At 56.3% G+C, this 19,843-nt stretch carries 24 protein-coding genes; 7 read left to right on the plus strand and 17 right to left on the minus strand.

Annotated features, from left to right (window positions below):
* Positions 1-112: 112 nt before the first annotated feature.
* Genes ychF through PUV47_RS09710 form a run of 3 tightly spaced genes read right to left on the minus strand, consistent with a single transcriptional unit; the run spans position 113 to position 2,622 of the window.
* Complete coding sequence (gene ychF / locus PUV47_RS09700) at positions 113-1,213, minus strand: redox-regulated ATPase YchF (protein ID WP_274218358.1); 1,101 nt, start codon at positions 1,211-1,213, stop codon at positions 113-115.
* Positions 1,213-1,968 (minus strand): aminoacyl-tRNA hydrolase, encoded by a 756-nt coding sequence (pth, locus tag PUV47_RS09705; RefSeq protein WP_274218359.1) that lies wholly within the window; start codon positions 1,966-1,968, stop codon positions 1,213-1,215. The genes ychF and pth overlap by 1 nt, the downstream gene beginning before the upstream one ends.
* A 30-nt stretch (positions 1,969-1,998) precedes the next feature.
* On the minus strand, positions 1,999-2,622 hold the full coding sequence (locus PUV47_RS09710; RefSeq protein WP_274218360.1) for a 50S ribosomal protein L25/general stress protein Ctc: 624 nt from the start codon (positions 2,620-2,622) through the stop codon (positions 1,999-2,001).
* 298 nt (positions 2,623-2,920) lie between these two features.
* On the opposite strand from PUV47_RS09710, the gene PUV47_RS09715 reads away from it, so the two are divergent.
* A complete protein-coding gene (locus tag PUV47_RS09715) occupies positions 2,921-3,748 on the plus strand; it encodes a sulfite exporter TauE/SafE family protein (protein ID WP_425313749.1) in 828 nt (275 codons plus the stop codon).
* Between the two features lie 68 nt (positions 3,749-3,816).
* Here PUV47_RS09715 and PUV47_RS09720 read toward each other — a convergent pair whose 3' ends face one another.
* From PUV47_RS09720 to lgt, 6 genes are all read right to left on the minus strand, one after another.
* Entirely contained in the window at positions 3,817-4,749 is a 933-nt protein-coding gene (locus PUV47_RS09720; protein WP_274218882.1) for a ribose-phosphate pyrophosphokinase, read from the minus strand.
* Between the two features lie 227 nt (positions 4,750-4,976).
* A complete protein-coding gene (locus PUV47_RS09725; RefSeq protein ID WP_274218361.1) occupies positions 4,977-5,489 on the minus strand; it encodes a hypothetical protein in 513 nt (170 codons plus the stop codon).
* A gap of 81 nt (positions 5,490-5,570) precedes the next feature.
* Positions 5,571-6,731 carry a M24 family metallopeptidase gene (locus tag PUV47_RS09730; RefSeq protein ID WP_274218362.1) on the minus strand — a complete coding sequence of 387 codons (1,161 nt, stop codon included), beginning with the start codon at positions 6,729-6,731 and terminating at the stop codon, positions 5,571-5,573.
* 22 nt (positions 6,732-6,753) lie between these two features.
* A complete protein-coding gene (gene pgeF / locus PUV47_RS09735; protein WP_274218363.1) occupies positions 6,754-7,518 on the minus strand; it encodes a peptidoglycan editing factor PgeF in 765 nt (254 codons plus the stop codon).
* Between the two features lie 72 nt (positions 7,519-7,590).
* Positions 7,591-8,682 carry a class I SAM-dependent methyltransferase gene (locus tag PUV47_RS09740; RefSeq protein ID WP_274218364.1) on the minus strand — a complete coding sequence of 364 codons (1,092 nt, stop codon included), beginning with the start codon at positions 8,680-8,682 and terminating at the stop codon, positions 7,591-7,593.
* Positions 8,683-8,686: 4 nt separating this feature from the next.
* On the minus strand, positions 8,687-9,511 hold the full coding sequence (gene lgt / locus PUV47_RS09745; RefSeq protein WP_274218365.1) for a prolipoprotein diacylglyceryl transferase: 825 nt from the start codon (positions 9,509-9,511) through the stop codon (positions 8,687-8,689).
* 224 nt (positions 9,512-9,735) lie between these two features.
* On the opposite strand from lgt, the gene PUV47_RS09750 reads away from it, so the two are divergent.
* From PUV47_RS09750 to PUV47_RS09770, 5 genes are all read left to right on the plus strand, one after another.
* Positions 9,736-10,017, plus strand: coding sequence for an accessory factor UbiK family protein (locus PUV47_RS09750; protein WP_274218366.1), 282 nt, complete (start codon positions 9,736-9,738; stop codon positions 10,015-10,017).
* A gap of 298 nt (positions 10,018-10,315) precedes the next feature.
* Positions 10,316-10,816: a YbjN domain-containing protein gene (locus PUV47_RS09755; protein ID WP_274218367.1), complete on the plus strand. Its 501-nt coding sequence runs from the start codon at positions 10,316-10,318 to the stop codon at positions 10,814-10,816.
* Entirely contained in the window at positions 10,813-11,637 is an 825-nt protein-coding gene (gene proC / locus PUV47_RS09760; protein WP_274218368.1) for a pyrroline-5-carboxylate reductase, read from the plus strand. Before PUV47_RS09755 ends, proC begins: the two co-directional genes overlap by 4 nt.
* An 83-nt stretch (positions 11,638-11,720) precedes the next feature.
* Entirely contained in the window at positions 11,721-12,401 is a 681-nt protein-coding gene (locus PUV47_RS09765) for a TetR family transcriptional regulator (RefSeq protein WP_274218369.1), read from the plus strand.
* Positions 12,402-12,422: 21 nt separating this feature from the next.
* On the plus strand, positions 12,423-12,776 hold the full coding sequence (locus PUV47_RS09770) for a tRNA-binding protein (RefSeq protein WP_274218370.1): 354 nt from the start codon (positions 12,423-12,425) through the stop codon (positions 12,774-12,776).
* A gap of 21 nt (positions 12,777-12,797) precedes the next feature.
* Here the strand turns inward: PUV47_RS09770 and PUV47_RS09775 are convergent, their stop codons facing one another.
* Genes PUV47_RS09775 through PUV47_RS09785 form a run of 3 tightly spaced genes read right to left on the minus strand, consistent with a single transcriptional unit; the run spans position 12,798 to position 15,389 of the window.
* Complete coding sequence (locus tag PUV47_RS09775; RefSeq protein WP_274218371.1) at positions 12,798-14,207, minus strand: ATP-binding protein; 1,410 nt, start codon at positions 14,205-14,207, stop codon at positions 12,798-12,800.
* A 3-nt stretch (positions 14,208-14,210) separates the two neighbouring features.
* Positions 14,211-14,912, minus strand: coding sequence for a response regulator (locus PUV47_RS09780; protein ID WP_274218372.1), 702 nt, complete (start codon positions 14,910-14,912; stop codon positions 14,211-14,213).
* A 3-nt stretch (positions 14,913-14,915) separates the two neighbouring features.
* The gene (locus PUV47_RS09785) at positions 14,916-15,389 is read right to left on the minus strand and encodes a MarR family winged helix-turn-helix transcriptional regulator (protein WP_274218373.1); all 474 of its coding nucleotides are present in this window, start codon (positions 15,387-15,389) and stop codon (positions 14,916-14,918) included.
* 307 nt (positions 15,390-15,696) lie between these two features.
* Between PUV47_RS09785 and PUV47_RS09790 the strand changes: the two genes are divergently transcribed.
* A complete protein-coding gene (locus tag PUV47_RS09790; protein ID WP_274218374.1) occupies positions 15,697-16,596 on the plus strand; it encodes a branched-chain amino acid aminotransferase in 900 nt (299 codons plus the stop codon).
* Positions 16,597-16,674: 78 nt separating this feature from the next.
* Here PUV47_RS09790 and PUV47_RS09795 read toward each other — a convergent pair whose 3' ends face one another.
* From PUV47_RS09795 to PUV47_RS09815, 5 genes are all read right to left on the minus strand, one after another.
* Complete coding sequence (locus PUV47_RS09795; RefSeq protein ID WP_274218375.1) at positions 16,675-17,922, minus strand: multidrug effflux MFS transporter; 1,248 nt, start codon at positions 17,920-17,922, stop codon at positions 16,675-16,677.
* A 173-nt stretch (positions 17,923-18,095) separates the two neighbouring features.
* Positions 18,096-18,572, minus strand: a complete 477-nt coding sequence (locus tag PUV47_RS09800) for a molybdenum cofactor biosynthesis protein MoaE (protein WP_274218376.1) — start codon at positions 18,570-18,572, stop codon at positions 18,096-18,098.
* Positions 18,573-18,596: 24 nt separating this feature from the next.
* The gene (gene moaD / locus PUV47_RS09805; RefSeq protein WP_274218377.1) at positions 18,597-18,848 is read right to left on the minus strand and encodes a molybdopterin converting factor subunit 1; all 252 of its coding nucleotides are present in this window, start codon (positions 18,846-18,848) and stop codon (positions 18,597-18,599) included.
* Between the two features lie 24 nt (positions 18,849-18,872).
* On the minus strand, positions 18,873-19,448 hold the full coding sequence (gene pgsA / locus PUV47_RS09810; protein WP_274218378.1) for a CDP-diacylglycerol--glycerol-3-phosphate 3-phosphatidyltransferase: 576 nt from the start codon (positions 19,446-19,448) through the stop codon (positions 18,873-18,875).
* Between the two features lie 105 nt (positions 19,449-19,553).
* Positions 19,554-19,838: an HlyU family transcriptional regulator gene (locus PUV47_RS09815; protein ID WP_274218379.1), complete on the minus strand. Its 285-nt coding sequence runs from the start codon at positions 19,836-19,838 to the stop codon at positions 19,554-19,556.
* Positions 19,839-19,843 lie beyond the last annotated feature (5 nt).

Consider the following 19,843-nt stretch of genomic DNA (forward strand, 5'->3'; position numbering starts at 1 on the left):
GATGCCTTGCCGCGCCCATTAATGAGCGGACAAGAAAAAAGGCGCCTTCGAAGGGCGCCCTTTTTACATCCAGATCACGCTCGACCTCTGGTGGAGGTCTGTGGCTTTGGTGCTACGTGTTGAACTTGAACAGCATCACATCGCCATCCTGAACCACGTACTCTTTGCCTTCGTCTCGGGCCTTGCCCGCATCCTTTGCGCCGACTTCACCGTTCAGTTCGATGTAGTCCGGATAGGCGATGGTCTGGGCGCGAATGAAACCACGCTCGAAGTCGGTATGGATTACGCCAGCGGCCTGAGGTGCCTTGGTGCCCTTCACGATGGTCCACGCACGGGTTTCCTTTGGACCGGCAGTGAAATAGGTGATGAGGCCGAGAAGGTCGTAGCCTGCGCGGATCAGGCGATCCAGACCAGGTTCTTCGAGGCCCATGTCGGACATGTATTCACGCTGTTCTTCGTCTTCCAGCTGAGCGATTTCCGCTTCGATGGCAGCTGAGATGACAACGGAAGCGGCACCCATTTCTGCGGCCATTTCCTCAACGCGCTTGGACAGGGCATTGCCTTCTGAGGCGCTCTCTTCTTCCACGTTACAAACGTAGAGAACCGGTTTGGAGGTCAGGAGGTTGAGCATCTTCACCTGACGGATCTCTTCAGGGTCGGTCAGGCCCAATGCGCGCACAGGCTTGCCGTCCTGCAAGATGGCCAGTGCCTGCTCCATGATGGGCAGTGCCAACTTGGCATCCTTGTCGCCGCTCTGTGCCTTTTTCTTTAAGGGCGCAATGCGCTTTTCAAGGCTCTCCATGTCTGCGACCATGAGCTCCGTTTCCACTGTCTCAGCGTCAGCGATTGGATCGATCTTGCCATCCACGTGGGTGATGTCGTCGTCTTCAAAGCAACGCAGAACGTGTGCGATGGCGTCAACTTCACGGATGTTGGCGAGGAACTGGTTGCCAAGACCTTCGCCCTTGGACGCGCCACGGACGAGGCCAGCGATGTCCACGAAGGTGAGGCGGGTCGGAATGATTTCCTTGGAGCCTGCGATCGCAGCAATCTTGTCCTGACGTGGATCAGGCACTGCAACATCGCCGGTGTTCGGCTCGATGGTGCAGAATGGGTAGTTGGCTGCCTGAGCCGCAGCGGTCTTGGTAAGCGCATTGAAGAGCGTTGACTTGCCTACGTTAGGCAGGCCGACGATGCCGCACTGAAAGCCCATTAGTCTTGTCCTTTCGATCCGAAAAGCCGCTCCAGCCCTGCGGCGAGCGGTCCTTTTTTGGCAGCAGGCGCAGCGGCCTCGCTACCAGAAACTTTTGTTTTGGGGTCTGCCTTGGCCTTGTCGGCAGAGCGCTCTGCCGCAGCATCCCGCGAAGACTGCTTCTTGTATGGCTTGCCGGTGTTCTCGCCGCGGGTGTCCAGTGTGACCTTGTTGGAGAACTGGCTGTCTTGTCCTTTGGCAAGGAGCGGCGCATTGCGTGCAATGGCCTCGAGGAGCGGCTCAAGCCATTCCTGATCGGACTTGGAGAAATCGCCCAGAACCCAATGGACCACGCGGTCCTTGTGGCCGGGATGACCAATGCCAAGCCGTAGACGGCGATAAGCGTCGGTGAGATGCGCGGTGATGGAACGCAGACCGTTATGTCCGCCATGCCCGCCGCCGGCCTTCATGCGGAACTTGCCGGGGGGCAGGTCGAGTTCGTCATAAAGAACGATGATGTCTTCCGGGGCGATCTTGTAGAAACGAGCTGCCTCGCCAACGGCGCGGCCGGACTCGTTCATATAGGTCGTGGGCTTCATCAGGAGGACTTTTTCGCCTTCCAGATTGCCTTCCGAGACCTGCGCCTGAAAGCGGGACTTCCATGGCGTGAATGAGCTATGGCGGCGATGAATTTCATCTGCCGCCATGAACCCGATATTGTGCCGGTTTTTTTCGTACTTAGGACCCGGATTACCCAGGCCGACAAGCAGCTTCATCTGGTTCACTCCAGTCCTGACGAGAAAACCTTAAGCGTCGCCTGCTTCGCCTTCTGCACCTTCTTCGCCTTCGTCAGCTTCCTTCAGGCCAGCTGGTGCAGCGATAGTGGAGATGGTGAAGTCACGGTCGGTGATGGTTGGTTCGCAATCCTTAGGCAGCTTGACAGCAGAGATGTGCTGAGAAGAGCCGAGGTCTGCGTCTGCCAGGTCAACTTCGATCGCTTCTGGGATCGCGTTGGCTGGAACAACCATTTCAACGGTGTGACGAACGATGTTCAGAACGCCGCCGCGCTTGATGCCCGGGCAGGTTTCTTCGTTCAGGAAGCGAACTGGAATTTCAACTGTCAGCTTCGCATCGGCAGCAACGCGCATGAAGTCGATGTGTACGAGGAAGTCACGTACAGGCTCCAGCTGGAAGTCCTTCGCGATGACAGAAACTTTTTCGCCGTTCAGATCAACGGTACCAATCTGAGAGAGGAAACCGCCCTTCTCGATGGTAATCATTGCTTCCTTGTAAGGAAGCTCGATGGAAACGGCTGGCTTTTTGTCGCCATAGATCACTGCAGGAACAAGGCCTGCGCGACGAGATGCACGAGCGGCCCCCTTGCCAACCCGTTCACGCACCGTTGCTTTCAGCTCATAGCTGCTCGCCATGGTGGTTACTCCTAATTTTGATATAAAAGAAGGCCGCGGAAGGGGTGAAAAAACCTCTCCGTACACGGCCCGGCTTGCGTGCCTCCTCCAAGGGTGTCGACACGCGTGGCTCGTATAGCGGATGCGGGGGCAAAGAGCAAGTGGCATGCCCGTCCAGAGCGGCTAAAGGCGCATTTCTTTCCCATCGGCTCTCTTGGTAATGTCGCATGATGACACTTGCCCGCTGCGGCAAGGGACACGGGCGCCGAAAATCATTGCAAAATCAGAGGTGGAACAGGCGCCCCTTTGGAGGGGAACTGTGGCAGAACTGGACTTGATGAACATCCTCGGCTTTGCCGCCGGATTGTTGGCGACAGGTGTTATTGCGGGCATTGTGGCCGGGCTGTTGGGGGTCGGCGGTGGGATCGTGATCGTGCCCGTCCTCTACTACATGTTTACCGCATTGCAGGTGGATCCATCGGTTATCATGCATGTGGCCGTGGGAACATCGCTTGCGACAATCATCGCAACGGGCACTTCCTCGGCTCGGGCACACTACCGGCGTGGCGGTGTCGATATGGACCTGTTGAAACGATGGGGTGCTCCGATCGCCGTCGGCGTGGTCGCGGGCTCCGTGGTGTCAGGGCTTGTCAGCGGTGCTGTCCTGACGGCGGTCTTTGGCGTTGTCGCGCTTTTGGTGGCCTTCAACATGGCCTTCAGGCAGAACGCGGCCGCGCTTGCCGATGGTCTTCCGGGGACGCCGGTCAAGGAACTGCTGGGATTTGTGATCGGCGGGTTCTCGGTGATGATGGGGATTGGCGGCGGGACGCTCTCGGTTCCCATTCTCACCTTGTACTCATACCCCATACGCAAGGCAGTGGGCACGGCCTCTGCAATCGGCCTCATCATCGCCATTCCGGGAACACTGGCCGCCATCTACTTCGGCATGGGGGTGCCCGGACGACCGCCATTCTCTCTGGGCTATGTGAACCTGATTGGCCTCGGTCTCATCATTCCCGCATCCACGTTATCCGCGCCGCTTGGAGCGAAACTGGCGCACACAATCCCGCCAAAGCTTTTAAAGGCGTTGTTTGCCATGTTCCTCGCCTTTACCGGCGGCAAGATGCTGTGGGACGTATTCCTCTAGCCCTGACAACAAAAAAGCCAGAGGCGGGGAGCGCCACTGGCTTTTGATCGTTCTTCTGTAACCGGTTCTTAGATGAACAGGCTGGAAACAGACTTTTCCTGAGCCGTGCGGTTGATTGCTTCACCGATCAGCGGCGCGATCGAGATCGTGCGGATGTTTGGTGAGGCTGTGATCGCTGCGGTTGGCTCGATGGAGTTGGTGATGACCAGTTCCTTGAGCTTGGAAGCGGAGACGCGTGCCACTGCGCCGCCGGACAGAACACCATGCGTGATGTAAGCCGTGACTGATTTCGCGCCATGGTTCAACAGGGCTTCAGCCGCGTTGCACAGCGTGCCGCCGGAATCAACAATGTCGTCCACGAGGATACAGTCGTAGCCCTGAACATCACCAATGATGTTCATGACTTCGGATTCGCCAGGCTTGTCGCGGCGCTTGTCGACGATGGAAAGAGGCGCTTCGATGCGCTTTGCCAGCGCGCGTGCACGAACAACGCCGCCCACATCTGGTGAGACGACCATGACATTGTCCGTGGAGTAACGCTCCTTGATGTCGCGCGTCATGACTGGCGCAGCGTAGAGGTTGTCCGTTGGAATGTCGAAGAAACCCTGAATCTGACCGGCGTGTAGGTCCATGGTCAGAACACGGTCCGCGCCCGCGTTGGTCACGAGGTTTGCGACCAGTTTTGCGGAGATTGGTGTGCGAGGACCAGCTTTACGATCCTGTCGGGCATAACCGAAATATGGAATCACCGCAGTGATACGGCGCGCGGAAGAGCGGCGCAGCGCATCGATCAGGATCAGGAGTTCCATAAGGTGGTCGTTGGCTGGATAGCTGGTGGATTGCAGGACGAAGACATCCTCGCCGCGCACGTTCTCCTGAATCTCAACATAGATCTCCTGATCGGCAAAGCGGCGAACCTGCGCCTTTGCCATAGGAACATCCAGATATTTTGAGATTTCTTCAGCCAGCGCGCGATTTGAGTTACCCGCGACGATTTTCATGACCCGCAAGTCCTTCTTGGGCTGTGACATGGGCAGTCGCTGTGGTGCGACAGGCCCCGCTGTAATTCAACAGATGGCATGTGCCGGATTTCAACGTCAGCATCTGCTGCTGTCGTTGCGCGCCTTTTAGCAATCAGATGTCATGCCGACAATAGTCAGAAGGACAGAACTGCTGTGTTTTTTTGGGCATTCTGGCTAATAGTCGCGATTAATCGGTTCAGAGCCGGCTAACCACTGTTCACCCATGCACTGATTGACGCTACGACTCGCGCTGCAACGCGATCCAGTGAGTCGCCCGAGACTGACGCCCAAGGATCGCCTGAGCCACCATCAGACTGCTCTTGCCCTTGAATGCGGTGCAGACGATTGCCGTTGTTGTCCATGATGTCGAAAACATAGAACACGGTGGTGGTGTACTGGTCACCCACTGCGGAGAGATAGCCCTGCACGCGATAGGTGGAAGGGGCACCAATGCGGCGCACCAGATTGATCTTCTGATTGCGGGCGCTTGATGCGATGGAACGGGCGAGGTCGTCGCCAGCGTTACCCGGAATGCCGGTGAACTGTTCGAAGGCGAAAGTTGCCTTGTCAGGTGCCACTGTTGGAGCGACAGAATCCTGATTGATCATGGAGTTCATTGTATTCAAGGTGCCAGGCGGTACGGGATCGCCTCCACACGCAGCGAGCAGCAGCACTGAGCTTACGGCCAAACACCGTGACAAAACCTGAAACCTGGACATTTTCTTCCTTAACCGATGTCAGAGCATCCAGCGCGCTTCGCCCCGCGCGCAGAGACTTAATGGGTCCTAGCTGAACAATCTTTAACGCCCCTTAACGGGCAGGTCGAGAGAGAGCTTGGATAATGTTTCTGGCCCGTTCTTGTGGGTAATGTAGGTTTGCCCCAGCGTCATGGCGGTTTCGCTGTCCGAATCCATGATGATCATGTGCATGAACAGCACCATGTTTTCCTCAATGACATGTTCATTTCCCCGATATGCCATGTAAGGGGCGTCCATCCAGCTTGGAGTAAAACGGGCTCCGAGGGAGTAGCCACAGGCGTTGAGTCGGTGAGACATCAGGCCCCGTTCGTCCAGAACATCCGCATGGGCGGTGAACAGGTCGCCAAAGGTATTACCCGGTATCATCACTGTTTCAACGGAATGAAGCGCAGCAAGTGCTGCCTGATGCAGCTCCTTGTGACGCGGCGTAGGTTCGCCAATGATGGCCGTACGCATTAGAGCCGCATGATAGTGGCGGTAAACGCCTGCCCATTCCAGCGTGAGCTGATCGTTTTCCGAAAGCTCGCGGCGACCGGCCTTGTAGCGACACAACAGAGCGTCTCGCCCGGAGCCGATGATGAACTCGTTGCCCGGATAGTCACCACCGCCCTCAAAGATCGCGCCCTGCATGCGAGAGAGAATCAAGCCTTCATCCACGCCGGGGCCCGCTACCTCCAAGCCAGCTTCGAAAGCGGCGTCGGCAAGCCGGGCGGCTTCACGGACATATTCTAGCTCGGCGGGCGACTTGATGAGGCGCAGGCTTGGGATGATGTCGGAGGCATCGCGTGTGTCGGCAAATGCGCGCAGGGATTCGTCCAGATCGCGGCCGTTTGCAGCGGTCAGCCCGTGGGTGTCGTATTCGATACCAATGCGGGTGCCCAGCAGGTCGAGATCGAACAGGATCTCTTTCACCTGTCCAACAGGGGACTTGCCGCCGACATCGGTCCAGAGGCGAATGTCGCGAATGTTGGAGGTATGGCGGGCCTGACGCAGATCCGCTGAGCGGGTCAGAAGGATCGGTTCCTCCCCCGGACGGACTATGAGACACTGGAAAAAGCAGAAGCCGAATGTGTCAAAGCCCGTAAGCCAATACATGCTTTCCTGAGCGAAAACCAAAAGACAGTCCAGCTTTCGTTCGGCCATTTTGGCCTCTAGCGCCTGCTTTCTGTTTTCAAACTCTTCTGGTGTGAAGTGCAGAGCCATGGATTTATCCCTTCCAGTGCATTCAGGCGAGTACGATGGCAGAAATCTGGCGGCCGTAGTCCGGCTCGTCCTTGTGGGTGGAGCGGCGGTAGGAGAAGAATTTCTCCGGTTCCGCATAGGTGCAGCGTTCAACAAAAGACGCGGACTGCACACCTTCGGCCTTTAGAAGATCAAGGATAAAGGCCGGAAGGTTGAATTGCGCGTGGGTTTCGCGTGCAGACGGGCTGAAGTAGCGCTCGAATGTGCCGTCAAGGCTGAGGAACTGGTCCTTGAACTCCGGACCAACTTCATAGGCTGGTTGGGTGATGGTGGGCCCCAGAACCGCAACGATGGCACTTCGGTGAGCGCCCAGACCTTCCATTGCAGCGATGGTGTTCTTCAGGACCCCGCCGAATGCGCCGCGCCAGCCAGCGTGAGCTGCGCCAATGACACCTGCTTCGGGATCGGCAAACAGGATCGGACCGCAATCAGCGCTCAAAACGCCAATCGCAAGGCCCGGTGTTGCCGTGACCAGCGCGTCGGCCTCTCGCGCTGCATCCTCTGCGAGGGGAGCGTCCAGGACGAGCACATCGGGTGAGTGGATTTGATAGGGGGTGGCAAGATGAGTGCCATCTACACCCAGCCGCTCAGCGACGCGCCGGCGGTTCTCCAGCACGTTGTCTCGATCATCCTTGGACCCCAAGCCTACATTCAAGCTTTCATAAAGGCCGGATGATACCCCGTTTTCACGCGTAAAAAAGCCATGCCGCACATTTGGCATGGATGCCAGTTCAGGCGCTCGGATCATCAAGCCTCCTCCATTTCGGGGAAGGTTGACTGACTTCCCCGCGGTTTGTCAATTCGCACGGCGGAATAGGCTTTAGTTTTTAGCGGAGAACGGCACTGGCGGTATGTTGTTTGCAGTGATTGCCAGTAGTTTGAACAGGGTGCCCATTTGATTGTCGGCGGCAAGACGCTCTACAGCCTGTCGAATGTCGGTCTGCTCCGCCTCTGATTTGCCCGCGCCGAGCTGTCCTGCGCGCTCCAAGAGGCCGAGGCTTAGCAGGAAGTCGGCCTGTGTGATCGGGCCGTGGGGAATTGCGCCTGCTTTCTTGCTGGCTGTGGCCAGTGCCTCGAAGTTCACATGGGCGGTGAGGTCTGCCTGCCCAGGTGTTTCAAGGCAGGAGACGTAGGCGTGCTCCTTGAGGGCTTGCAGCGTGTCACCCACTTGAGTTTGCGTGTAGCCATAGTCGATGTAGAGCGCTGAGCCGCCATGCGCGGTGATGCGCTGGGCAATGCTTGTCGCCAGTGCGGTGGAGGCGGGGCTGAGTTCGAGTATGCTGCCGAGGCCCGCGTTCTTTATGCTTTCTGCAAGCAGGCGTGTGTCCAGCGTGGTTGTGCTGAAGCCGAAGGTAAGGTCTCCGGCGTCTGTAAGGCCCACGCAGCGCTCGCGCCACCCTTGTGGCGTGAGCTGATACTGGTGAACTGGCAGGGCGTCGAACAGCTCATTGGCGATCACATATAGTGGCCCCTCTGGAATGCTCTCGAAGCTTTCATGCCACTGGATGCTCTGTCTGCTGAGGCGGTTCTTCTGCACTTGCTTCAGGCGCGGGCTGGTTTCCACCATATGCACCTTCGCCGCCTGCATGAATGCGGGCCGCAGGTTGGCAACGCGCAACACGTCTTTCATCAGGGTGCCGCGTCCCGGGCCAAGCTCGACAAGATGAAAGGCATCAGGTGCGCCATCCTGCTGCCATTGATTGACAAGCCATGCGCCAATGATCTCGCCAAACAACTGAGAGACTTCAGGCGCTGTGGTGAAGTCTCCTTTAGCGCCGAAGGGCTCCCGCGTCATGTAGTAGCCGAACTCCGGGTCCGCCAAGCACAGGTTCATGTACTCTGCGATGGTGATTGGACCCTGATGGGCAATACGGAACTTGATCTTGTCGAGCAGGGTCTTGTGGGTCGTCATGTGCTTACTTCGCTGGTGCCTTGCGCAGGGCATAAACAGTGAGTACAGCCCCTGCGATGATCATGGGCAGGCTCAACAGGATGCCCATGGTCAGGAAACCTGAAAGATAGCCGATATGGGCGTCCGGAACGCGGTATAGCTCCGCGATGGAGCGGAAAACACCGTAGCCCACGGCAAAACAGCCCGCCAGAGCGCCGGGGTGGTGCATGAACTTGAAGCGCTTCATGAGAACGCGAAGGATGATGAACAGAAGGATGCCTTCGAGAGCTGCTTCATAAAGCTGGCTTGGGTGGCGGGGCAAAGGTCCGCCATTTGGGAAGATGACACCCCATGGCACATCAGTGGGGCGGCCCCAAAGCTCTGTATTGATGAAGTTTGCCAAGCGCCCGAAGAACAAGCCGATGGGTGCCGCAATGCCGCACAGGTCCATGAGGGTGAGAAGGCTGAGGCCCTTGGCGTAGCTATAGGCGACCATTGCCACCACAACGCCAAGAAAACCGCCGTGAAAAGCCATGCCGCCAGTCCACACGGCGAGGATTTCGCCCGGATTGGCCGCGTAGTAGGCTGGATTGTAGAACAGCACATACCCCAAGCGGCCACCGAGCACGATGCCAAGGGCTGCCCAGACAACGAAGTCGTCAATGTCTCCTGCCGTGGGGCGCTGCTGACTTGCGCCCCAGAAGCGGTCGTTCATGACAGCGGTTCGCATGTAACGCCAGGCAAGCAAAATGCCCGCAATGTAGGCAAGAGCATACCAGCGGATGGCGAGAGGCCCGAGCTCAATCAGGACCGGATCAATATGAGGAAACGGGATTGCAAAAGCGGGCATGTCTGTTCCGGTGGTGGGGTGAATTTATGGCCCTTACATGCGTCATTCGGCGACTTCGTGCAAGATGGGCGGCGTGGCTTCAGAGGTGATTGGCGCTAAAATTATTGAGAGCAAATAAAACTCGTGCGCAACCGCCGTTAACACTGGTTTAGCCACGGATCTCTCTTGAAGTTGAGGGGCTGCCACAATAGGTCTACAGTACCTTAATGACAGCGGAGCGTGAGATGACCCAATCGCCGAACAAGTTCCTTGATGATTTTGCTAAGCTGATGACAGATGCCGCCGGTGTTGCGCAAGGCGCTCGCCGTGAGGTGGAGACAGCATTCAAGGCACAGATCGAGCGCTTTATGGCTGACATGGATGTGGTGAGCCGTGAAGAGTTTGACGCGACCAAAGAGATGGCCGTACGCGCTCTTGACGATGTAGAAAGCCTCGAAAAACGCCTCAAGGCTGCTGAAGACCGGATCGCTGCACTTGAAGCTGCGATTACCCGCGAAAAGGACTAGGCGCGCCAAAGCTGCCCGTAATGACAGGTTAAAATTCTGTGGGCGATGTTTTGTCGTCCACAAATTTCCCGATTGGCACCGGGAGGGGCATGTATCCCAATGAGGGAGCTTGCCTGTATATTTTCTTAAAACAAGGATTCGTCATAGGCATGCGGTTGGACTGAAGCCTCAAGCAAAAGGCACCAAAGTCTGCGACGAACCACGAAGAACACAAGAAGTGTCTGGTCCTAGGGAACGATACCGCCACATTAAGTGGGGCGTCGTTTTTCATCCGCCCTCTAGCATTGAGAGGACCGATATGAGCCTCATAGATACCGAATTCGAGCAAGTTCCAAATCCAGTCGACACGATTGAACACGTGGCGGCGCTCAACGATTGGACCTTTGAGCGTCTTGGTGACGATGAAATCTCCATCTCCGTTACCGGTAGCTGGTGCGATTACCACATTTCCTTTTCCTGGATGGAAGAGCTTGAAGCTCTGCATCTTGCCGCTGCGTTTGACCTCAAGGTGCCAGACCCACGGCGCACTGAAATCGTGCGCTTGCTGGCCCTCATAAACGAGCAGATGTGGATGGGGCACTTCGACTTGTGGAGCCGGGAAGGCATTGTGATCTTCCGGCAATCCTTGTTGTTGGCCGGTGGTGTTGAGGCGACCTCTCAGCAGATTGAAGTGATGCTTTCTCATGCGCTGGAAGCGTGTGAGCGCTACTATCAGGCCTTCCAGTTTGTTGTTTGGGCCGGGAAGACCGCTGATGAGGCGGTGAAGACCGCTCTTTTTGAGACTGTAGGCGAAGCATGAGTTTGACAGCAGAGCGCCCCCTCGTATTGGTGGGGGCAGGGAAGATGGGCGGAGCCATGCTGGAAGGCTGGCTTCGTCAGGGTATAAAGCCCGAAAGTGTCTGTGTTTTGGATCCGGGTCCTTCTGCTGAAATGCAGGCTTTGCTGAAACAACATGCAGTGACATGGCATGAGAAGCTTCCGAACGGCTTGAAAGCCGGCGTTCTGCTTCTTGCCATCAAACCGCAGATGATGGCGCAGATCGCGCCATCTCTTGCCGCGTGCGTAGATGACAAGACCCTTGTTGTTTCCGTTGCCGCAGGCACGCCGGTTTCCTTCTTCGAGAGCGCCTTTGGCCAAGACAGTGCGGTGGTGCGGGTAATGCCCAATACCCCTGCGCAGGTCAGTCGCGGGATCTCCGGCGGCTACGCAAATGCCAAGGTGAGCGCGCCACAAAAGGCGCTGGTAAAGCAGCTCATGGAGTCCGTTGGCACATTCGTCTGGGTGGAGACGGAGGAGCAGATCGACTTTGTGACTGCAATCAGCGGTTCTGGTCCTGCCTACGTTTTCCATATGGCAGAAGCGCTGACGACCGCTGGCGAGCGGCTGGGGCTGGCGCCTGAGGTTGCCGCTCAATTGGCGCGCCAAACGGTATGTGGAGCAGGTGAACTGCTCTACCAAAGCTCACTGGAAGCTTCCACGCTTCGGGAGAACGTGACCTCTCCCGGTGGGACGACGGCGGCGGCGTTGAACGTCCTGATGGGGGGCAACGGGCTGACGGAACTCATGAGCGAGGCAGCGGCTGCGGCGGCGCAGCGGGCAAAAGAGCTTTCCAAGCAATAAAATAGCAGGCTCGGCACTGGACGTGACGTGTTTCATCGCTAGCTTACTAGCATGACCATGTGACAGGGTGAGGAGGTGTGCCGGTGCCTACAGAAAAGACACGCAAGCGTATTGTCGACAGCTTCATGAAGCTGCTCAGTGAGCAGAGTTATGCGTCGATCACCTATGCAAGCATCGCAGAGGCCTCGGATGTGGGGCTTGATGTGCTGCGGGCCAGCTATGATAGCAAGATCGACATCCTGGGCGCCTTTGTGAGCCAGATCGACCAGAAGGTCCTCGCCGAAGCCGATGAGGATATGGAGGAAGAGGGGGCGCGTGAGCGGTTGTTTGATGTGCTCATGACGCGGCTCGACTTCCTTGCACCGCACCGCGCGGCCCTGCGCCATTTGCGTGATGCCGTCGAAGCCTCCCCCGGCTTTGGGCTCGAAATACAGCGGATCTCAGCAAAATCCATGGAATGGATGCTTGCTTGCGCGGGCATAGAGCTGCATGGGCTCAGGAAAGTCGGTGTGACCAATGCGCTGACGGTGGGCTTCTGGCGGGTGTTGAAGGTATGGCTGGAGGAAGAGGACAAAGGGCAACCTAAGACCATGGCCGCGCTTGACCAGATGCTGCGAGAGGGACAAGACTGGCTGCGCCGCGTGGACAAAGCCCAAAAACGCCTTTCACCTTTCCTCAAGAGAATGAACGAGATGCGCTCTGGTCGACGAAACCGCCGGCAACCTTCCGATGAGGCTTCCGGGGGAAGCGACTATCAAATCTAGTTCTAAGCAAAGGGGCAAGCCGTGAGCGACACTGAGGAAAACACAATCAGCTTTGATGATTTCTTGAAGGTGGACATTCGGATCGGGCAGGTGGTTGAAGCGGAGCCTTATCCTGAAGCTCGAAAGCCTGCAATCAAGCTCAAGATCGACTTTGGCCCCGAGATTGGCGTGAAGAAGTCTTCGGCACAAATCACCGATCACTACGCACCAGAGCAGCTGGTTGGGAAGCAAGTGATGGCGGTGGTGAACTTCCCGCCGCGCCAGATCGGCAAGTTCATGTCCGAGGTGTTGACCCTGGGCTTTACCCATGAAAACGGTGGCATTGTCCTGGCGCGACCGGACAAGGACGTTCCGCTGGGCACTCGCCTGCACTGACAGGCTGAGATGGTGCGCGGATCAAATGGGAACGCGCACCCGTACTCGAAGTCCACCCATTGGCGACTCGCGCAGAAAGATTTCTCCGCCATGTGCACGAACAATGTCTCGGGCGATAGAAAGGCCGAGGCCTGACCCGCCGGTGTCTTGGTTTCTGGCTGTGTCCAAACGATGGAATGGCCGGAACACATTCTCACGCTCTTGAGGTGGAATGCCCGGCCCGTCGTCATCAACGGTAACGATCAACCAGTCTGGAGTTCTGTGGCCCTTGATGCGTATGGTCTTGCCATAGCGCGCCGCGTTTGAGATCAGGTTCAAGAGACAGCGGCGGAAGGCGCGCCCTTTGAGTACGACCTGAGGATCACCGTCGAATGTGCTCTCAACATCCGCTCCAACGACTTCTGCCTCCACCTCTAGCTCTTCCAGCATCAGCGAGATGTCTGTTTCTTCCGATTCCTCGTCGCCATAGCCTTTCGAGAACGCCAGATAATCCTCCAGCATCCGATTCATCTCTTCCACGTCACGGCGCAGGGCCGCGACTTCTGGCGTGTTATCCAGAAACGTGAGCTGAAGATTGAAGCGGGTGAGGATGGTGCGCAGATCGTGGCTCACACCTGCAAGCATTGTGGTGCGCTGGTCCACGTGGCGTTCGATGCGGCGGCGCATGTCCAGAAACGCCATTGCCGCGCGGCGCACTTCGCGGGCGCCATGAGGGCGGAACTGGGTCGGCTGGCGTCCCTTGCCGAACTCCTCAGCCGCATCTGCCAGCTTCTCGATAGGGCGGATCTGATTGCGCAAAAACAGGAGGGCCGTAATGATCAGGATGAGGGATGTTGCGACCATCCAGACAATGAAAATGTGTGAGTTGGATGCATAGGCCAAGCTTCTGCGCGCAATGAAGCGCAGATTTTTGTCTTCAAGCTGAATGCGGATATCGAGGAACCGATCATTGCCAATGGTGTCGATGAAGAACGGCTTGCCTATGCGCGCTGTGATCTCTCGGCTGGTATAAAGGTCCACGAGATCGAACAGAGAGGCGTCTTTTTTGGGGGGCAACGGGCCGGGCTTCGAGACCGAAACGGAGAGGTTCAATGCGCTGGCGGCAATGCGTTTGATGCGCTCCTCATCCTGTTCCGTTTCGTATGTTTCATACATCTCAACGACGGCGGAGATCTCTCTTACCAACGCTTCGGACAGGCGTCGTGTTACAAGGGCGTAGTGCCGTTCCATGAACACGAATGCCAACACGGACTGAAGCAGTACCATCGGGATGACGATGATCAGGAGCGCTCTGACGTACAAGCCTTTGGGCAGGCGGTTGTGCAGCCAGCTTGCAAAAGCAAAGTAGGGTTTCAGCAGCGATTTGAGGATAGGAGAGGTCCTAATGGTCCTTGAGATGCTGAAGTCGCGCCATGTGCTCCTGTCGGTCATGAACTAGTCCGTAATCAGCCGGTAGCCAACGCCCCGAACTGTCTGCAGGTAGAAAGGATTGCCTGGGTCCTCTTCGATCTTGCGTCGCAGACGATTGACCTGCACATCCACCGTGCGTTCGCCAAGGCTGGTGTCATCACCGACCAAATCATTGCGGGTAATGGTCTGACCTGGCTTGGCTGCAAACACGTTGAGGAACTGCTTCTCTCGGTCCGTAAGCCGAATGAACTCTTCGCCCCGCTTCAGTTCTTCCCGCTCTGGATTGTATTGAAACGGGCCGAAGGTGATCTTGTCCGGCTTTTCCTCCTGTTTCGGGCCTCCCCGACGCAGGATTGCCGAGATCCGCAACAGCAATTCTCGTGGTTCGAAGGGCTTTGGCAGGTAATCATCAACGCCCGCTTCAAGGCCCTGAATGCGGTCATCCGTCTCCGAGCGCGCTGTGAGCATAAGGATTGGAACATCTGAGGAGTTGCGCAGATCGCGCGCGAATTCCAATCCACTTTCGCCGGGCATCATGACGTCCAGAATGAGGAGGTCAAACTCCAGCCCCTGCATCCGGCGCCGAGCTTCTTCTGCATCCTTGGCGACAGTGACCCGGAAGCCCTGATTTCCGAGAAAGCGCTGCAGCAAATCGCGGATGCGGCTGTCGTCGTCGATGAGCAGGAGGTGAGGGGCGCTATCCTCAGGGATTGGGGTAGATGTCACTGGTCATTCCTTGGTTGTGCTCTTGGTTATGAGACGAACCACGTCGCTGCGATCCTTTTCGTCAATCATGAGATACAGGAATTGGCGAATGATTTCATCACTACCAGTAGGCATGAGATCGATTGTCTTGTTGATCCGCTTGGTTTGGAGCTGTGACAGCTCCTGTGCCAATAGCTTGCCTTTGGCTGTGGTGAAAAGAAGGCGCTCCCTCCGATCGAGCGGGCCGTGTTGCTGCTCAATGTAGTCTTCATCCACAAGTTGTTTGAGTACGCGCCCGAGGCTCTGCTTGGTGATCTTCAAAATGCCGAGCAAGTCGGAGACCCTGATTCCCGGATTTCTGTGTACGAAATGCAGGACGCGGTGGTGCGCGCGTCCGTAGCCCAGTTTGTTCAAGAGCACGTCTGGATCGTCCGTAAAGTCCCGATATGCAAAGAATAATAGCTCTATCAGGTCAAAACGGGGTTCTGTTTCTTGCATTGCTCGATGCCTGTCGTCGTTCGTCACAGCTGTTCTATTCTACAAAAAATACGTCAGTTATGTTGACTTATATTGGTTAGATTGTTACGTATTGATTGCCCGATGGGAAATGATTGTTCTTAGGTATCTGTTTTTGGGTAAGAATTGAGAATGGTGCCATACAAACGACATTTCGCGAGGGCAGTCAACGGTTAGTACCGTTGTCCAATAGAGTTCAATGTGACCACAATCTTGAAGAGAACAGGCCCTGAATTGGCCGGAGACAACCGGTCTTTCTTTGTCAATTGTTCGCCAGCGGAGTTTTAAAATGGCGGGTATTCCATTTGATCAACGTGAAGGTGTCATCTGGTACGATGGCGAGTATGTGCCGTGGTCAGATGCGAAGGTGCATGTGCTATCGCATGGGCTCCATTATGGCAGCAGTGTCTTTGAAGGGCAGCGCGCCTACGGCGGCGAGATCTTCAAGCTGCAAGAGCACACGGAGCGCCTCCATGCATCTGCCAATATTCTTGGCTTCGAGATCCCGTGGAGCGTGGAAGAGATCAATCGTGTTTGCAATGAGTTGATGCAAAAGTCCGGGCTTGTTGATGCCTACTTGCGCCCAGTGGCATGGCGCGGCAGCGAGATGATGGGCATTTCTGCCCAGCACAACACCATTCATCTGGCAATAGCCGCGTGGGAATGGCCGAGCTATTTCAGCCCGGAAGAGCGTCTCAAAGGATTGCGTCTGGACCATGCGATTTATCGCCGTCCAGCACCCGAAACGGCACCATTTCAGGCCAAGGCTGCAGGCCTTTACATGATTTGCACACTGTCCAAGCATGAGGCGGAGCGCAAGGGCTATGCGGATGCGTTGATGCTTGACTGGCGCGGTCATGTTGCAGAGGCAACAGGCGCCAATGTGTTCTTCATCAAGGATGGTGAAATTCACACGCCGAAGCCGGATTGTTTCCTGGATGGGATCACCCGCAGAACTGTGATCGACCTCGCAAAGCGCCGCGGTATCCCGGTGCATGAGCGGACCATTCTGCCGGAGGAGCTGAGCGGCTTTGAGCAGTGCTTCCTTACTGGAACAGCGGCCGAGGTGACGCCAGTTTGCGAAATCGCAGGCACTCATTTTGAGGTCGGCGAAATTACTAAAACACTGGTGACAGATTATACTGCTGAAGTGCAACCCGCTTCAGCCACCTTCCAGAAAGCCTCCTAAGAGGGGACATCTGAAAAGGAAAAGCCACCGGAAGGAGAGCCGGTGGCTTTTTTTTTGTTTAGACCATGAAGGCTCGTTCTATTGGTCTTCGTGCATCGGTTTGAACAGTCGGCCACCTTCGGTCCAAAGGACGATGCCAACCGCGATGCTGCCGACAACGAAGTAACCGAGTGTCAGTGGAACGACACTGCCGTTGAAGAGGGCACCAATGGATGCGCCAAGAAGCGCCCCGATTGTGGTGGTGACAAAGCCAACCATTGCGGAGCCGGCTCCGGCCATGGCGCCTAGTGGTTCCATGGCCATAGAGTTGAAGTTCGGGCCAATGAAGCCGAACAAAAAGATGCCCAATGCCTGAAAGACGACGTAGCCCCAAAGGTTCATGTTCTCTGTAAAAGCAAGGACTGAGGCAATGGCGCTGACGATTACAAACAATACCAGCGCACAGTGAGACAGCATCCGAAGGCCGTACTTTTCAACGAACTGAGCATTGAGGAACGAGGCGACGGACTGCCCAGCGGCAATGCCAGCGAAGACGAGCGTGAAGCTGGCACCAAGTCCATAGACTTCTCCCAGAACCTGCTGCGCTGAGTTGATGAAGCCGAAAAGCGCACCAAAGGTGCAGGACACCGCCAGCATATAGCCGAGTGAGTATCGGTTGGTGAGCACAAACCAATAGGAGCGCGCGACCGTTCTTGGGTTGAGTGGCAGGCGCTTTTCTGGCGGCAAACTCTCTGGCAGGCGGGTGATGCACCACGCCATAAGGGCAAACGCAAACAGAGTGAGGAAGATGAATATCCAGCGCCATGGCCCCAGAAACAGGATGGCCTGTCCAAGTGACGGCGCAATGATTGGGGCAGCCATGAACACCATCATGGCGAGGGACATGACGCGGCCCATCTGACGGCCATGATACCAGTCTCGCACCATGGAGATGGTGACGACGCGAGGTGCGGCAGCGCCAATACCTTGAACAAGCCGCGCCAACAGCATGGCCTCAAACGTGGTGGCGAAAATCGCAAAGATGGTGCCGATCACAAACAGCACGATGCCTGCGAGCATCGTTGGGCGGCGTCCCAGCCAATCTGAAACTGGTCCGAAAATGAGCGAGGCACCACCAAGGCCCAGCAAGTAGGCACTGAGGATCAATTGACGGTCGTTATCGTGAACTACTCCAAGGTCGGAACCCATTTGGGGTAGCGCGGGCAGCATAATATCAATGGACAGCGCATTCAGCGCCATCAGAGCTGCAATCAGCAGGACCACTTCGACAAGCGAAAGCCCTGCATGAGGCTCAGCAGGCTGGCCCTTAGCAGTCATGGATGACATGAAGAATCCTAGTTTTTGTTTGTCTGAAGCGCTTAGTTCTTATGGTGCGCAACGTGTCACACGGCAGGGAAGAGAAACTTCGCGAGCTCGGATGGAGCCGCATTTAGCAGTTTTTGCCTGGGATCTGTCAATGCAAAAAACAGAATGTCAGCGTTGCGAGGCTGTAGCCTCTGTCAAATCTTGCTTTTTTTCCAACGTGTTGCATCATCGTCATCGCTGGTTTTCGCCTCCACCCAGCGTGCTTCATTGCTCTCAGTCAGATGCTCTTTTTTCCAGAATGGTGCCCGTGTCTTGAGGAAATCCATCAGGAAGTCGCAGGCTTCGAAGGCTGCCCGGCGATGTGCGCTTGCTGCGAGAACGAGAACGATGTTCTCGCCCGGCCTGATCATTCCGAAGCGATGGATCACGGTGAGGCCGGTCAGAGGCCAGCGCTCCAAAGCTTCATCCGCGATGCGCTTGAGCTCAGCTTCGGCCATGCCGGGGTAGTGTTCCAACTCCAAAGCCGACAAGGTGCCCGCTTCATCACGGCACAGGCCTGAGAAAGTGACAACCGCGCCCACATCCTTGCGTGCTTCGGTGAGACGCCGGGTTTCGGCAGCCACATCAAAGTCATTGGCAGTTACAAGGATCTTCAGCGGGACGGGTTGCATGACAGGGCGTCTCCTAGAGGGCGTTCAGCCGCCCGTCATGGGCGGGAAGAACGCAACTTCCCTGGCTTGGGTGATGTCTGCATCGGCTTCCACGTGTTCCTGATCTGCCGCAATGCGAATTAGATCAGGGTCTTCGAAAGCGTAGTCATAGCCTTCGTCGCGTTGTTTAAGCCAGAGCATCAGGTCCATGCCGGTTTTTACAGCCTCGGGAAGCTCAATTTGTTCTTCCGCTGTACCTGTCCGCTCGCGAAGCCATGCGAAATACAGAACCTTCATGGAACCTCCCAGAATGTAGCTCCGTTACTTTTCCTCAATGAGGTGACCAATTCCGGCACGGAAATAGTCGTAACCGGTATAGAGCGTGAGCAACGCCGCCAGCCACAGCAGGGCAATGCCTGCTTCACTTACATAGGGTATCACGGCATCGCCCGCAGGACCGGCAAGCAGAAAACCCATGGCAACCAACTGCACGGTGGTCTTCCATTTCGCCAGCTTGGTCACTGGCACGCTGACCTGCAGTTCGGCCAGATATTCGCGCAGGCCTGATACCAAAATCTCACGGCACAAGATTATGATGGCGGCGATGACCGACAGATGCCCAATCGTGCCGTCCAACGTGAGCATGAGAAGGCAAGCCGCGACGATTAGCTTGTCGGCGATTGGGTCCAGCATGCGCCCCAAAGAGGACTGCTGTTGCCAAGCGCGGGCAAGATAGCCGTCGAAAAAGTCCGTTACCGCTGCGATGATGAAGATGGCTACAGCGATCCAACGGGCTGTGTTGCCCGGAAAGTAGAAACACAACGTAATGGCCGGTACGGCGGCAATGCGGCCGTAGGTGAGAACATTCGGAAGTGAAAGCAATACGTTAGTAGACATTGGGACCTGCACTCAAAGGCGGCATATAGCCGGTGTCCGATGCACTTGGTTTGAATTATCTGGGTTTATCAGAGAGAGCATCGGCTGGGAAAGGGCCATGGACCATTATTGGTCGAAGATGGCGTCCTTTGCTTCGTCCACGATCTGCCGGCCTTTGCGAAGTGTGAACGTAATCGCCTCTTCCTCAGAGCCGTGTGTATCGGCACGAATGAAGACGTGTTCTTTCACTTCTCCATCAAAGTCCTTGGTGATGCGTCCCATTGTCTGCCACTGGGGACCATTTTTCCGCGGCTCGGCGTAAATCAAATAGCCAGCATATTCTTCCGGCTTTGCCGATGGGGCCTTGCTCTCGGATTTGCTGCCACCAAACAGCCGTGAAAAGAATGACATGCTAA

It is taken from the genome of Pseudovibrio exalbescens (genome assembly GCF_028737195.1).
In the GTDB taxonomy this organism is placed as follows: domain Bacteria; phylum Pseudomonadota; class Alphaproteobacteria; order Rhizobiales; family Stappiaceae; genus Pseudovibrio; species Pseudovibrio zosterae.